Annotated in this window: 15 protein-coding genes; 5 read left to right on the top strand and 10 right to left on the bottom strand. The window is 60.7% G+C overall.

The features are described 5' to 3' along the window. Positions 1-46 precede the first annotated feature (46 nt). From IB263_RS28320 to IB263_RS28305, 4 genes are read left to right on the top strand one after another with little or no spacing between them, the layout of a single operon-like run. Positions 47-937, top strand: coding sequence for a carbohydrate ABC transporter permease (locus IB263_RS28320; protein WP_192439330.1), 891 nt, complete (start codon positions 47-49; stop codon positions 935-937). Positions 938-944: 7 nt separating this feature from the next. Continuing rightward, entirely contained in the window at positions 945-1,832 is an 888-nt protein-coding gene (locus IB263_RS28315) for an ABC transporter permease subunit (RefSeq protein ID WP_192439329.1), read from the top strand. Positions 1,833-1,874: 42 nt separating this feature from the next. After that, positions 1,875-2,996, top strand: a complete 1,122-nt coding sequence (locus IB263_RS28310; protein WP_060521201.1) for a sn-glycerol-3-phosphate import ATP-binding protein UgpC — start codon at positions 1,875-1,877, stop codon at positions 2,994-2,996. Positions 2,997-3,023: 27 nt separating this feature from the next. Continuing rightward, on the top strand, positions 3,024-3,938 hold the full coding sequence (locus IB263_RS28305) for a sugar phosphate isomerase/epimerase (protein ID WP_112975054.1): 915 nt from the start codon (positions 3,024-3,026) through the stop codon (positions 3,936-3,938). A 378-nt stretch (positions 3,939-4,316) separates the two neighbouring features. On the opposite strand, the gene IB263_RS28300 is transcribed toward IB263_RS28305, so the two are convergent. The 5 genes from IB263_RS28300 to IB263_RS28280 all read right to left on the bottom strand — a co-directional run bounded on the left by IB263_RS28300 (position 4,317) and on the right by IB263_RS28280 (position 7,752). Then, complete coding sequence (locus IB263_RS28300; RefSeq protein WP_060521203.1) at positions 4,317-4,541, bottom strand: hypothetical protein; 225 nt, start codon at positions 4,539-4,541, stop codon at positions 4,317-4,319. Between the two features lie 195 nt (positions 4,542-4,736). Further along, complete coding sequence (locus tag IB263_RS28295) at positions 4,737-5,270, bottom strand: NUDIX hydrolase (protein WP_192439328.1); 534 nt, start codon at positions 5,268-5,270, stop codon at positions 4,737-4,739. Positions 5,271-5,638: 368 nt separating this feature from the next. Next, complete coding sequence (locus IB263_RS28290; RefSeq protein WP_162727226.1) at positions 5,639-5,776, bottom strand: hypothetical protein; 138 nt, start codon at positions 5,774-5,776, stop codon at positions 5,639-5,641. A 197-nt stretch (positions 5,777-5,973) separates the two neighbouring features. Then, complete coding sequence (locus tag IB263_RS28285) at positions 5,974-7,257, bottom strand: alpha/beta hydrolase (protein ID WP_246811101.1); 1,284 nt, start codon at positions 7,255-7,257, stop codon at positions 5,974-5,976. Between the two features lie 18 nt (positions 7,258-7,275). Then, positions 7,276-7,752 carry a carboxymuconolactone decarboxylase family protein gene (locus IB263_RS28280; RefSeq protein ID WP_192439326.1) on the bottom strand — a complete coding sequence of 159 codons (477 nt, stop codon included), beginning with the start codon at positions 7,750-7,752 and terminating at the stop codon, positions 7,276-7,278. 252 nt (positions 7,753-8,004) lie between these two features. On the opposite strand from IB263_RS28280, the gene IB263_RS28275 reads away from it, so the two are divergent. After that, positions 8,005-9,525: a PAS domain-containing sensor histidine kinase gene (locus tag IB263_RS28275; RefSeq protein WP_192439325.1), complete on the top strand. Its 1,521-nt coding sequence runs from the start codon at positions 8,005-8,007 to the stop codon at positions 9,523-9,525. Positions 9,526-9,535: 10 nt separating this feature from the next. Here IB263_RS28275 and IB263_RS28270 read toward each other — a convergent pair whose 3' ends face one another. From IB263_RS28270 to IB263_RS28250, 5 genes are all read right to left on the bottom strand, one after another. Continuing rightward, positions 9,536-10,729: an MFS transporter gene (locus IB263_RS28270; protein ID WP_113553868.1), complete on the bottom strand. Its 1,194-nt coding sequence runs from the start codon at positions 10,727-10,729 to the stop codon at positions 9,536-9,538. A gap of 339 nt (positions 10,730-11,068) precedes the next feature. Next, complete coding sequence (locus IB263_RS28265) at positions 11,069-11,827, bottom strand: SDR family oxidoreductase (RefSeq protein WP_192439324.1); 759 nt, start codon at positions 11,825-11,827, stop codon at positions 11,069-11,071. Positions 11,828-11,885: 58 nt separating this feature from the next. Continuing rightward, positions 11,886-12,296, bottom strand: a complete 411-nt coding sequence (locus IB263_RS28260; protein ID WP_089045334.1) for a cupin domain-containing protein — start codon at positions 12,294-12,296, stop codon at positions 11,886-11,888. A gap of 145 nt (positions 12,297-12,441) precedes the next feature. Further along, positions 12,442-13,929 carry a cyclic nucleotide-binding domain-containing protein gene (locus IB263_RS28255; protein WP_192439323.1) on the bottom strand — a complete coding sequence of 496 codons (1,488 nt, stop codon included), beginning with the start codon at positions 13,927-13,929 and terminating at the stop codon, positions 12,442-12,444. Between the two features lie 142 nt (positions 13,930-14,071). Further along, positions 14,072-15,019 (bottom strand): MBL fold metallo-hydrolase, encoded by a 948-nt coding sequence (locus IB263_RS28250; protein ID WP_060521211.1) that lies wholly within the window; start codon positions 15,017-15,019, stop codon positions 14,072-14,074. Between the last annotated feature and the right edge of the window lie 32 nt (positions 15,020-15,051).

Below are 15,051 nucleotides of genomic sequence, written 5' to 3'. Positions count from 1 at the left end.
ATCGGTGGGCTCCGATCGCTCTTCTTGCGCATTGGAATTTCGACATATGGACAAGCGCGCGGCCTTTCGCAGCTGGTGGCTGCCCAGCCTATTCGCCCTGCCGCAGATCATTTTGATCCTGCTCTTTTTTTATTGGCCCGCTGTCGCCGTTTTGCGATGGGCCTTCACGTTGGAGCCCCCATTCGGCGGTGCTGCCGAGTTCGTCGGCCTCGCCAACTTCCAGGAAGTCTTTGCCGATCCGCTCTATTGGAACTCCGTTGGCGTCAGCCTGGCATTCGCGCTTTGTGGAACGCTTGCCACCATTTTCATCGGTCTTGTTCTTGCCCTTGCTGTCGACCGGCAATTGCCGGGCTCCGCGCCGTTCCGGTTCCTCTACATTCTGCCCTATGCGATTGCGGGACCGGCGGCCGGTATGGCCTTCCGTTTCATCCTGTCGTCCGAGCGCGGACTGATGGCCTCGGTCAACGCGGCCTTTCCGGACTTCTGGAACCCGGCCAAATACGGCAGCCACGCGCTCATCCTCGTCATCGTCGTCTTTGCCTGGAAGTGGGCGGGCTACACCTTCATCTTCCTGCTCGCCGGCCTGCAGTCGGTCCCGCGCTCCCTGATCGAGGCAGCCGCGATGGACGGCTGCGGCCCGATCCGCCGCGCGGTCGATATCCAGATCCCGTTGCTGGCGCCAACGCTCTTCTTCCTGCTGGTGATCATGATGACCGAGGGTTTCGTCGGCGCCGATACCTATGGCATCGTCGCACGCACGACCGATGGGGGCCCGAACCACGGCACCGACGTGATGGTCTACCGCATCGTCGAGGAGGCGTTCCGAGGCCTGAACTACTCGGGTGCCTCGGCCCAGAGCCTCGTGCTCATCGGCCTCATCATGATTTTCACCTTCATCCAGTTTCGCTTCATCGAGCGCCAGGTCCATTACAAGTGAGGCTTCCATGATCCAGCGGACACCCTTTGCCAACGCGCTGACCTATGGTGTGATGATCTTCGGCTTCCTGCTCTTGATCGGCCCCTTCATCGTCATCGTGTCGGGCGCCAGCCAGACCTTCCAAAAGGTCAACGCCATACCCTTCAGTTTCGTGCCGCAGGATCGCCTCTTCGAGAATATGGGTGCTGCCTGGTCGCGCGCCAGCCTCGGCACGGCGATGCTGAACAGCTTCGTCATGGCGAGCCTGGTCACGGTCGGCAAGGTAGCGCTGTCGGCGCTGACGGCCTTTGCCATCGTGTTCTTCCGAACACCTCTGAAAGGCTTTTTCTTCTGGATGGTGTTCATCACCCTGATGCTGCCGCTCGAAGTGCGCGTGGTGCCCACCTATGCCGTCGCCGCCGACCTGTTCCAGCCGATCCGCTTGCTGATTTCCGCCGTCACCGGCTTCGAGTTCTCCGTCGACTGGAACCTTCTCAATTCCTATGCCGGCCTCACATTGCCGCTGATCGCCACGGCGACTGGGACCTTTCTCTACCGCCAGTTCTATCTGACCCTGCCGGACGAACTGGCGGAGGCTGCGCGCATGGACGGGTCAGGCGCAATCCGCTTCTTCATCGATATGCTGCTGCCGCTGTCGCGCACCAACATGCTCGCGCTGACCACGATCATGTTCGTCTACGGTTGGAACCAGTATCTCTGGCCCCTCCTGATGGTGACGGACCCGCAATACAAGACCACGATGATGTCGCTGGTTGCACTCCTGCCAGCTGACAACGGCACGCCGGACTGGAACGTGACGCTTGCCGGATCGCTGATCATCATGCTGCCACCGCTCATCGTCGTCGCCGTGCTGCAGCGGTGGTTCGTGCGCGGCCTCGTAGCCACGGAAAAATGACCCCGCTTTCCCCAAACAGAAGAAACAGAGAGGTCCGCGCTCATGGCTGACATCGCAATCCGCGCCGTGCGTAAATCCTACGGCAAGAACCCCACCCTGCATGGCATCGACCTCGCCTTTGCGTCGGGAGAATTCGTCGTGATCCTCGGCCCGTCCGGCTGCGGGAAATCGACGCTTCTGCGGATGATCGCCGGGCTGGAGGAGATCACCTCAGGCGAGATCGCGATCAACGGGAAGGTCGTGAACCGGCTCGAACCGCGCGAACGCGGCTGCGCCATGGTCTTCCAGAACTACGCTCTCTATCCGCACATGACCGTTGCGGGAAACATTGGCTACGCCTTGAAGGTGGCGGGCGTCGCAAAGGCGGAGCGCCTGCGCCGGATTGAGGAGACCGCAAAGATCGTGGGGCTTTCCGATTATCTCGATCGCAAACCGGCGGCGCTTTCCGGCGGTCAGCGGCAGCGCGTCGCGATGGCACGCGCGATCATTCGCGAGCCGAACGTGTTCCTGTTCGACGAACCGCTTTCGAACCTGGACGCCAAACTCCGCGTCACCATGCGGGCCGAGATCCGCAAACTGCATCAGCGCCTCCAGGCAACGTCCATCTTCGTCACGCATGACCAGGTCGAAGCAATGACGCTGGCCGACAAGCTGGTCGTGATGAACAGGGGTGTGGTCGAACAGGTGGGCCAGCCGCTCGACATCTATCACCGTCCGGCAAGCATCTTCGTCGCATCCTTCATCGGCTCTCCGGCAATGAACCTTTTTGATGCCGTGGTCGACGTCGACAACGCCTGCCTCACATTCGGCGGTACGAAGATGCCGATCGAAAGAGGCCTGGCCACCCGACTGGGCGCAAGACAGATCACGGTCGGCATCCGCCCCGAACAATGTGTCGTTGCGCCTGAAGGCGTCTCGATCAAGGTGGATTTCATCGAGGAGCTCGGCTCCGGCCGCGTCATCCACTCGGAACTGAACGGCTATCCCTTCGCGGCCACAGTCGACGAGCACACGCGCGTGCGGCCGGGCGAGAGGATCACCCTGGAACTGCCGCTCGCGCACCTGCATCTCTTCGACAAGGAGACCGGCCGAAGGATCGAGGTCGATCTGGAGCCGCGTGCCATCCGCAATTCTGCTAGCCAACCGACACTCCAAGCAGTCTGATCACTTTCATAAATCAGGAGAACCGTGATGAACGACATCATTTCCGCCGTAGGATTCTGCAACCGGACGGGCAAGGGTGACCTTTCGACCCTTGATGCTTCCCTGCGTGAGATTGCAGAGACGGGCGCTGACGCCTGCGAGATCGGGATCTATGGCGAAGAGATCGTCAGCGGCGGCCGCATCATCGAAGACCGCGTCCAGCGCGTCGCCGAGATCACCAAGAGGTACACTTTCAACAAGCTATCGCTGCACGGCCAGATCGTCTCCAACTTCATGGATCGCCAGCACCATCATCTGCAGAAGAAGGTCGTAAGAGCGATGCTCGAGTTGTGCGACCGGCTTGGCGCGGGGATCCTCGTCCACCACTCCGGTGCAGCACAGCTTGCCGCCGGCGAGAACGCCGCTGACCTCGACAAGATGGAACGTGACGCGCTCGCAGAAATGGCCGAGATTGCCAAAGGCTACGGCGTTCGCATCGCACTTGAGAACATCTTCACGACGGAAAGCGGCCAGTATCGCCAATCCCCGAGCCAGGTTGCCGAAACGGTGCGGGCGATCGGTTCCGACAACGTGGTCGCACTCATCGACTTCTCGCATGCCTATATCGAGGCCACGCATCGCGGGCTCGATTTCCGTGATGAACTCAGGGCCATGGCCCCGGTGACCGGTCACCTTCATGTTCACGACAGTTTCGGCCTGCCCTATACCATGAACCGCTTCTATCATCCGGCGGAAGCAACCGCGCTCGGCATCGGGGATCTGCATCTGCCGATCGGCTGGGGCGACATTGCTTGGGATGACATCTTCTCAGAGCTGACCTTCCTTCCCGATACGACGCTGATCATGGAAATCAGCGCCGAGCGCTTTGCCGATCAGCAGCTGGCGTGCCTGGAGCAAGCCAGGCGACTGGCAGCAGGCGTGGGGCTTAGGCGCGCTGCTTAACGTGCCACCGACGGCCCTGGCGAACAGCTGAATGGTGCTTCCGGCTTGTCGCAAGCAAGGACACCGGCAGGATCAAGTGTTACCGAGGCGCGCCAATCGACGAGAAGTGCGCCTCAACGTGGCAAACCTGCGCGCAAGCGCATCTGGTCTGCGCCTCTCAGCTGCCGGGCGTCGCCAGAGACCGGCCATATCGATGACGTCGTCTCCTGGCGATGACGTGAGCGGGGACCGAAGCTTTTTCCTTCGGCTTTGTTTGCACAGCAGTGTTTTCGCGGTCGACCACCGCTAGCACTTTCATGCAACGAACAGAACCGGCGATCAGTGTCCCAATCGCCGGTTCGACCGTCTCACCGGTCGCGCGGTGGACAACAGGGGATACTAGCGGGTCTTCCTGTCATCGAGATCCACGCCTTCAAGCCTCGCCATCAGTGTCGCGCGATCCTCGACTGACCTGAGGCGGACGGTCAAGGCGGTACTCTTGACCGGGACCTGCGGAGGCAGGGACAAGGCGATACCTGGGATGTTCTCGGCGGCCCACTGCTTGAATCGGGGCAGCTTGTTTGCGCCGCTGATCGGCAAAGTATGACTGTATCTGAAGCTCATTGCTTATTCTCTCTGTATGCGGATTCGGCCGGATAGGTCGGCATTTGAGGGATCAACCCCGGGAGGCTCCTGGCGCCGCTCTTGCCGTCGCAGGTAGTGGCGCCAGGCATTCATCGTGCGCGACTGACCCTATGGCTGCAGACGGACTTAACTGGTCGCCGATACTTTTCGAGGTGCGGGAACGTCGACACTTGTCTAGCGCCTCAACATGAGGATCTCGTCGAGCGCCGATTTTTTCCCGGTTGCGCCGGTCGGTGGCTCCAAACATTCAGACGCGGCATCCAGGGTGCGCACGAACTCCGAAAGTTCGCGGTCATCAAGCTTGTCCGCCGCCGCGGCGAGCGAAAACCAACGCCGCTGCCTTTGTGCTTTTTCCCGCCAATCAACCAGTGTCCCGCGCACGTTCAGCCCAAACACAGCCACGCGGCAGGCAACGTTTGCGCCGTTATCCAGGCGTTTCATGTAGCGATAGGTCGTCACCGGCGCCTTAGAGAGGACGCCAATGACACCGCCCTCCTCCAACGCTTCCCGCGACGCGGTCTGGCGGGGCGCAAAACCCTTCATTGGCCATCCCTTGGGCACGATCCACCGCCCGCTCCTGCGCGACGTGACGAGCAAAATCCTTGCCTCGCCATTCTTGGCGATGCGCCAGGGAAGAGCTCCGACCTGCTGCATCTCTTCCGGGGCAGCCTCCTCAGCGGCGCAATAGTTCTTATTGGTGTCCTTCATTTTCCGCTCCCCCTGCCAAACGCGCAGAGAACTGGCGGATGCGCGTTCCGTTCGCGCACGGCGCACGAGTTGCGGCGGGTGGCAGCGCAGTGCGTCTTGCACCACGGGCAACGGCGAGCAGAAAGGGGAAGATGCCGGTTGCAAGCGATGCAAACGGGGCGGGCTGGAGACGCGGGCATAGATACACTCCGTCAATAATGAACCGCACTGTTGGTCAGTGGATTCCCGGAGCGGCGGGGGCTATGGCGGCGTTACAGGATCAGGGTAGCCGGCTCCGGGTAAGGGAGCGTGCTTGCTCGATGAGCCGCGATATCCTGATGAAAGTTTCCGTATGCATACCCCTCACATCGCCCTTTCGTGCGAGCACATCAATGGGCAATTTTGTCGCGCCATACCCAACGCAAGAGCGCCATAGAAATCGCGCGTTCAGGTAAGCGGCGGTAAAGGCTCAGTTTCGGATAACTGGTTTTCAGAACACGGCTCAATCTTTTGACGAAGTCGGACATGAGCCCCTTGCCCCAAGATCGCTCGGGCGCCGCTCACCCGGCCAGAATCCGCACCACAGGCTAATCTTCGGCGACGGCTGAATGAATGCATCAGCGGTAGCACAAGGTACCCAGTGCCTTCGGGGTTGGCAAAGGAGCGATGCAACGCTGCTTGAACGCTGCTTGACGGAAACCGACCCGCCAAACTCCTGAGACAATTATGGCGTCGCCTGTGAGGCGTCCGACGTTCGCCAGAAGGGGCGCTTGATTTCGACCAGCTGGCGTCGGGGATCGCCGGCTTTGGCTCTATCGCGAATGAGCGCAACCAAGTCTGTCTTGATGGTGGCGTCGGACAAGAAGTAGCTGTGCCCGATGAAGCCGCCGCCGCCCGAAAATTCGACGAAATCGACCAGCCCGCCCATATGCGACCCTTCCCATTTGGACGCCGCCTCATTCCTGCCCCTGGGAAGATTGCCGACGGCAAGCTGTCCAAGCCGCAAGACGCTGCCAGAGATTATCGTTGACGCTTTCAACGCCTCGTCCCTGGGAGACGAATAGACCGTAAGGTGCAGGGAGCCTTGAGAGGGCAAGGTGCTTGGTGTCGATTTGCTCCCGAAGGCAAGGTCCGGGTCCGAGACCCAGGCGAACAATTTGGACGACGCTACATCGAGATCGATATCGGGAGCGAAAAACACAGCGTTCGCGATCTTGTAACGCTGCCAAAGCGAGGATCGACTGACATAGGCTTCGATGGCAAGCTGCTGCATGACGCTTGCGAGCACATCGGTTCCACGGCTATGCGCCAGCAGGTGCAGCCTCTCTACACCCTTCGTTTCGGCAATGGCGCGAACGGCCTTCTTGAAGTCCGCGACCGCAAACTCGCTCGACTCGCGGTCAATGTTGTAGCCAAAGAACGAGCCGCCAGTGCCTCCGGCGGGCCAAGTCAGGATAATGCAGACAAACTGGTTTTGCAGCGATCGGCAAATCTCGTCCGTGGCGAGTGCGGCATCGTCGAAGCTGTTGTTGTACCCGTGAACGAAGACGACGACTTCCTTGCGTCCGGCTGTCGCGAGACGCCGAGCAATTTCAGCCTGCAGCGATGCGACAGCCTGTTCATGTGCCGCGACGGCATCAGGCGTGCGGCGTAGCCCGCTCGCAGTCGTTACGACGCCGTAAGGCGTTGCCGGAAACCGGCCAGTCTCGGAAACGGCGTCGACGCGAAATTCGCTCTTGCCGGCGGAAGAGTTGCGTTTTGGGAGGATCGATACCGAACCGAAGCTCAAGAATATGGCACGCTTGGCACCGTACGACAGCCTGTTGCCGGACGCGACTGTCGGCTCCCGGTTCGTGATATAGAGGAGATCGGGAGCCCCTAAAGCTTGTGGCGTTCGAGCAGCCTGCGAGCTTTGTGGCGCCGGTGACGTGGTGATGGGCTGCGGTGGGAGCTCGGCACGCTGCGTGGCACAGCCCACAAGGCAGACAAGCATGAGGAGCCCTGCCATTGCCCGATAAAAATCCATCTAGAGACCGGCCTTGTCCAACCCGTAGACCTTGTCGGCGGAACCAGGAACGTTGCGGGCAGCGACACTGATGCGGTTCCAGGCATTGATCGCCATGATCCGGAACGTGAGATCGGATATCTCCTGCTCGGATAGTTCACCCTGCACGCTGTCGTAGATTGCATCGGGAACACCGCCGTCTGCGAGCTTCGTCAACGCTTCCGTCCAGGCAAGTGCGGCCCGCTCACGTGGCGAGAACAACGTGGACTCACGCCAGGCCGAGATATGGAAGAGGCGCAACGGCCGCTCGCCGTGGATAATCGCTTCCTTGGCGTGCATATCGATGCAGAACGCGCACCCGTTCATCTGGGACGCCCGCATGTCGACGAGGATCAGTATGCTCTCTTCAATCGCGCCATTCTTGATCTCGTTGCCGAGCGCCATCATGGCTTTGACCATGCCGGGGGAAAGCTTGGAGTAGTTGAACCGCTGGGTCATCGATGTTCCATCCTCCGCCTGGCACTCTTGACCGACATGGTCGCCTGTTATCGTGCCGGAAACGCATCGAGTGCGGCAGCTATACATCCGTTTATGCGCCGCTCGACCACGGGCCGCCGGCCAACGGTGGGTCAGATTGAAAACGAAGGCCTTCGGGATATAATGCGGCCATTCTTTCACCAAGGCTGCCGGTCCACCGCCGAGCTTCGGCGTCAGTCATTTTGTTGACCGTCGTCTTCTGCGGAGCGACAGATGTCGAACGACGATGGACTGAGGAAAGATGCCCACTTTCGTGAGCATACTCGCGATATCGCCGAGCTCGCGCTTGATCTTCTCGACAACACACCCGGCCACATGTGGTCGATGGATACTGCCGGCCGTTTCATCTATCGCAACCGGAGCATGGACGCCTACTTCGGCAGCAGCCTGAAAGACCACGGCGCATGGCTTGAACGCATTCACAAAGACGATCAACGTTTTGTGGCGACGACCTGGCGGCGGAGCGTGGAAACGGGCGAGCCGCTCGACAGCGCTCACCGTCTGCGTGGCGCGGACGGCGAGTTTCGCTGGTTTCGCGCATCCGGGAGACCTTCAAGGGACGCCCAGGGCCGTGTCGCCGTCTGGCATGGGCAAACCATCGACATCGAACACCAGAAGGAGGCTGAGGAGAGCCTTCGTGCCCGTTCCGTCGAACTATCCCTGCTGGTCGATATGGTTCCAAGCAATCTATGGCGCCTGACACCTGACGGCACAACGACGCTCGTTAACAGGCGCATGGCCGACTATCTGGGTCTTGACCTGTCAAACGTCAGTGACATTGCATCCGTCATGGACACGATTTTCCATCCGGACGACGCCGACGCCGTTTATGCCGAGCTAACCCGCTGTCTTGCGACCGGGGAGCGATTTTCGATGCGATATCGATTGCTTCGAGCGGACGGCGCCTATCGCTGGATGTCTGGCCGCGCGGAGCCCCTGCGCGACCAGGACGGCAACATCGTCCAGTGGTTCGGCCTTTGCCACGACATAGAGGATCAAGTGCAAACAACGGCTGCCTTGCGCCGTTCGGCCGAAAAGCTTGCGCGCGCGACCCAGGCGGCCAATCTTTCGCAGCTTTCCGCCTCGATTGCGCACGAAGTCAACCAGCCGCTGGCGGCGATCGCCGCGGACGCTGACGCGTGCCTGCGCTGGCTTTCGGCCGATCCTCCGAACGTTAATCGAGGCAAGCGTGCGGCAGAGCGAATTACCCTGGACGTCGCGGCGACCGTCGAGGTCATCAGCCGCATGCGCGCCCTTTTCAAACATCAGCCGCAGGAACGGGCGGTCGAGGATGTAAACCGGCTTGTCCATGAGGTTCTTGATCTGATGTCAGATGAAATCGCGGCAACGACGACGCGCATCGACCTGGCCCTGGACCAGCATCTTCCCAGAGTTTCGCTCGATAGGGTTCAGGTCCAGCAGGTCCTGGTAAACTTGATCCGCAATGGCATGCAGGCCATGGACACGACGAACCCACTGCGTTCGCTGAAGATCATGTCCAGCCACGATCACCCCGACACCGTCAGGATCTCGGTTGAGGACACCGGAAGCGGTTTCAAGGATCCCGAGCGCGTGTTCGAACCGTTTTTTACGACGAAAAGCAACGGCATGGGAATGGGTTTGCCGATCTGCCGATCGATCGTTGAAGCCCACGGCGGCCGCCTGTGGGTCGCAAACAACGAGGCGTTGGGCGCAACGGTGGCATTCACTTTGCCTGTCGCCTCGACCGACTAGGGGTGTCAGCCTAAGTTGCCGAATTTCGGAGCCGGTCGGCCAAGCGGTCTTCGTGAAAAGCGCGTGCGACGATGGAAACGGCAAGGGCCCAGGCGACGATGATCATGGTGACGCATACGGTTGCAAGGCTTGCGTATCCCGAAGCTGCTATCACTGCGCCGGTAAAGACTGGCCCGGCAGCAAATCCGAGCAGGTAAGCCGACCCCGCTGCTGCCGCCCAGCGCCCGCTCTGGTCCAGTGTTGCGGCCAGGCCAAACAGATACGGAAGTGAAAAATAGTAAAGGACGGCGGACAGGATGACGGCAACACTGTAGGCCACCGGGTTCGTCCAGAGGCAAAGGACGAGTGCCACCACGACGTAGCCAAGGCAGAATGCGGAGATCGGGACCGCCCTGCCCCAGCGAACATTCAGTGCCGTGGCGGCGCCGGCGCCGGCAAGCCCGACGACCGTCGACAAGGTGAGAATGTACCCTACCGCGGCCGTGTCCAGACCGATGCGCTCGCCCATCGGTCCGCTGAAGGCAAATAGACCGGCGGAGACCGCGACGTAAAGAACAATGGCAGCAAACAGCAGGCTTCCAAGCAGAGGCACAGAAGGTGGCGTCCGGGTGGCGGTCCGCTTCAGAGCTCGAAGATCCGGTATGAGAAGAAGAAACGGAGATAGGGCCAGCGTCAAACCCGCCAACAGCGCAAAAATCCCTCTGTGGCCATAGGCTGCGGTCACCTCGCCGCCGATGCCGAACAGCACCACGCTGCCGATTGCCCAGACGAGCTGGAACAAACCAAAAGTTTTTACCGGATTGCAGCAATGAGACGCGACAAGGCTGAGCGACATGGCATAGAGCGCTCCCTCGCCGATGCCTGCAGCGCCGCGCGACAAGACCAGCGACGTCCATCCATCAGATACGATAGAGGCGGCTTGAGCCGCCACGGTCAATACCAGCGCAGACATCCCGGCACGTCGGTAGGATAGCCGCGGTAGCACTGGCGCAATGAGGATCGCCGATACGGCCAAGGCCAGCAATTCGACCGACGCTACGATACCGGCGTCACGCTCCGACAGTGCAAGACCATCAATCAATCCCGCGACCACGAAGGGCGACATCTGCGGAACGAGGCCACCAATCACCTGACAGGCCGTTGCGCCGATCACAAGTGAAAGCGGATCGCCAGACGCGACAGAGGCTGTTGAAGGATTGGCCATGGCCCGGTTTCCCGACCGATTCCTGTTTGTTGAAAATCACCTTTGCATTTCACAACATGGGCGCCGGCGATTTGCCGACGCCGGTCCCGTATGTCGCACATCAAGTTTGCACGAGCCGTCCTTTACGAGCTTCGGAACGGTCGCCGACTGCCATTTCTATCATGATCGATGAAGGTGTGGACCGTAAACTTGGCTTACCTCTTCCCTTCAAGCGCAAATCCTCGACAGGACGTCAGCCCTGCGGTGGGCGGAACATCCGATCGTGCGTGGTCGCACTAGAGACAAGCGCGTCGGGGACGGTGGGCGTTTTGTCGCCGCATCGCCCCCTCCGCAAAGACCTCAAGCGGCGGCCTGAGGGTGTTTGGCATTCCAAGTCCTGAAGTCGAGCTTACCCAGCTTGGCGGATCCAAGAGGAACGAGTGCCTGATCATCAACGCGCGTGCCGAAGTACTTGGCGTCCGGGTCGGCAACAACCTTGCGGCTATCGCCGACGGCTGCCAGATACTCGGAAATGAAATCGCTCATGGGCTTCTTTTCAGGGCCAGCGATTTCGATCGTCTGGTTCTCGGGTTTGCCGATCGTCGCTTCTGCAACGAAGGCTGCTACGTCGTCTGCAGCGATTGGCTGGAACGCGCCGGATGAGACACGGACAGTCATGTCGACTGTTGCCTCGTCAGCTATGCCGCCTAGGAACTCCAGGAACTGCGTCGACCTTACGATGGTGTACGGGACGCCGCCCTTTTTGATCAGGCTCTCCTGCGCGACTTTGGCTCGGAAATAACCGTTATCGGGCGACCGTTCGATGCCAACGATGGAGAGGGCGACGTGGTGGCTGACGCCGGCTGCACGCTCCGCCGCGAGCAGGTTCGCGGTCGATCGTTCGAAGAACGAAAGTACGGCACTCGGTTCGAAGGATGGCGAGTTGCTGACGTCGAGCACCACCTCGGCACCGGCCAGCACATCGGCCAACCCTTCGCCCGTCAGCGTATCAACGCCGGTGGACGGCGCCGATTGCACAACGTCGTGGCCCTTATTTCTGAGGTGCTCTGCGACCTTAGAGCCGATGCGGCCCGTGCCGCCGATAATAACGATTTTCATGGTTCTGCTCCTTGCGGGCTCGTCGATGGATCACCGCATCCGATCATGAAGAAGGGCTTCACTTTGCGGGCAACACCATCTCCGTTTCGGTGGTATCGAGTACGAAAACGGCCAAGATCTTCGCCGGCTCGCTGTCGCTTGCGTTCGCGCTCACGCGGTGGTGATCACCCGGGACTTCGATCCAGTTCTCGCCGGTCTTGTAGACTTTCACGGCACCGTCGTTGATCTGGCTCTTGATGCTGCCTTCGATCACCGTCGCATAGATAAAGGCGCTCTTGGGGTGGGTGTGTGACGGGTTGTGCCCGCCGGGGCCGTATTCGACCAGAACGCCGCGCATGCTCTTGCCCGGCACATTCGGAAGCGCGTGGTCGAACACCACTGTCACCTTGGCATTGTAGGGCTCGTCGGAGGCCGCTACCGGTCCGGTGATCAGCGTCGCAAACAGCAAGCCAATCGCTAATCTTCGCATGGATTTCTCCTCCATTCACGTTGTTGGCAACGGGTGGGATCCTATGGCCGGCCTCCGGGGAGAAACAGATATACGTAGGTTTGCCGCAGCGGCGATTTTGTCTCGGCAGATGTCGTGCCCGCGTCCGAACCACCGCGCAACCGCTTCAGCTCTTCGCGCTTTCACGCTGGCTTCGAAAGATGGATCGGATGGCATGAAGCAGGTCCAGCTTGCGTCGCTCGCGCTGGTTTGCAGGCAATTCCGAACTTGCTCCGATCGCCTCGCGTTGCGCCAGATGAATTGCCAGATCCTCCGCAATTTCCGGACGCTTCGACAAAAGCGGCGCGAACGCTGCCTGATCGATTTCATAGACGGTAAGGCGGGTGAAGGCATGGAGGTCGTGTTTCGCCTTTATTCCGGCCAGCAGGCCGTCCTCGCCGAAAAAATCGCCGGGGGCGAGGCGCGCGATTTCCACATCGCCGCTCTTCATCGCCACCACGCCGTTCTTGATCATCATCAGGCTTTCGAACGACCTGCCTTCTCTGACAATTTCGGCGCCGGCCGCAAAGCTGCGCGGCGTCGCCGCGGCTGCAAGCCTATCGCGCTCTTCCTGGCTGAGATTGGAGAAAATCGGGATCGCGTCGATCAGGTCCTGCGCCGGTGCGACGGCGTGCTGCGGGTCGGACCTGTCAGGGTTCTTTATGAGCAGGCTCCCGGCAGGCAAAGCAAGTTGCACGCCGTTCGCCCTGCAATGCCGATAGACGAGGTCGATGACTTCGTTGCGCGCCGGGCCGCGCTGTGCCGGGCTGGTGACCCTAAACTGGAGTTCGACGGTGATCGCGCTGGCATCAATCCCCACCAGTCCGACAATGGGAGCGGGCTGCTTCACGATCGCATTGCAACTGTCGAGAACAGCATGCATCACGTCGACGATCATGTGCGGCATACGCGTCGGAGCCACGCGAACCGAGACAATGATCTGATGATTCTCGTCCGGCTGGCTGATGTTGGTCAGCCCCACCTTTGCCAGAACACTGTTCGGCAGGACCACGAGATTGTGCGCTGCGGTCAGTAGATGCGTCGAACGCCAGTTGCTTGAGACCACCCGCCCTTCCGTTCCGTCACTGAGGCAGATCCAGTCACCAAGGACATAAGGTCGGCCGAGGGTCAGGGCTATGCCCGAGAACACATCACCCAACGTGCTCTGCAATGCGAGACCGAGAATGATCGCAATGACGCCCGAAGTCGCCAGCAAGCCCCCGATCGGCACGCCGAAGACGAATGAAAGGATCGAGAGCAGCACGCCGAGGTAGACGACGGCAACGACCAGATCCTGGATCAATCGTGCTTCTCGCGGCCGGCCATCGAGGACAAGATAAAGCCGGACGAACCCGATCACCGCCCAGGAGAGATGAACCCACCAGAGGGTCTTTGCCGCCACGAGCAGTGTCTGTGCACCGTCGAGATCGGTCCGGTCGTAGCGAAACGGATTGAGGTCGCTGTAGGCGAGCACCGCCGTCATCGACGCGAAGAAGGCGATCTGCACGATCAGCCGCGCCGTGGGGCGCGCCCTGCCCTGCAGATGCCAGACGACAATTCCGGCAATGCCCAGAACACAAACGAGGACGGGGAACAATTGCGTTTTCTGGTCCATTCCCACTCCCCTGGCGAGGCGGCGTTTCTCCCTCCGCTACAGCCGGCTGGTGGCGCCTTGTTCTGAAAAGGACAAGGGCGAACCCGCCCTTGTTGCAACCCGAACCGATGGTTCTTGCACGCCACGCGCTCAATTGTAGACGTCAGTAGTCCCAGAACACCGGAACCCACCGGAAGCGATCGCCATCGATCGCCACATGCCCAACGGACGGGAAAGGCAGGTGCGTGGCCACCAGCGACGATCCTGTCTCGGCCAGTTCCTTCATGAGACGCACCCGAACGCGAGCCGCCTCCTCGGGGTCGTGTTCAAAGCCGTTGTACCAGTCGGGGTGGTCGAAGGCGACCGCGAACAGGGCGTCGCCGGCAAACATCAGCCGGTCGCCTCCCGAGGCCACGCGGACCACGCAGTGCCCGGGCGTATGGCCGCCGGTGCGCTCAGCGACCACGCCCGGCGCGACCTCGCACTCGTCCTTAAACGGTCGAAGATGGTCGCGGTACTCGTTCGCAAAGCGCTTGGCAGTTGCCCTCAGCGCATCCGGGAAACCCTGCGGCATGACCGCATGGGAGAAATCAGGCGCCTCCCAGAACTTGATCTCGGCGGCGGCGACGTGGATCCGCAAGTCCGGACGCAATTGCTCCTTCACGCCATCAACGAGCAATCCGCCGATATGGTCCATGTGCATGTGCGTGAGAACCACATCGGTCACAGACCCAAGATCGATGCCTGCAGCCGTCAGCCGCCTGATCAATTGGCCTGCTCGCGGCAGGTTCAGGTCCGGATCCAGGCCAAGCCCGGCGTCGATGAGAATGGTCTGTGCGCCGCTTCGCACCACGACCACGTTCAGCGACCAGTCGAAGGCGTCTGTCGGCAGGAACATGCCGTCGAGCCAGGCTGCCCGATCGGCGGCGTCGGCATTGTGTCCCAACATCGTGGTTGGCAATGGCAGCACGCCATCGCTGACCACCAGCACCTCAATGTCACCGACCCGCACGGCATAGCGCGATGGAACCAGCTCTTCCGGAGCCGATCGACCGGGCGGGGCAGGCTCCAAGGTCGTGTTCGTAAGAGATCTTGCTTCTAGCGGCGACATGACGCCCTCCTGTTTGCCTGATCGAAGAATGC

It is taken from the genome of Ensifer sp. ENS03 (assembly GCF_014852035.1).
Taxonomy (GTDB): domain Bacteria; phylum Pseudomonadota; class Alphaproteobacteria; order Rhizobiales; family Rhizobiaceae; genus Ensifer; species Ensifer adhaerens.
The sequence above is the reverse complement of the archived record's forward strand: the minus strand, read 5'-3'. Positions and strand labels throughout refer to the sequence as shown.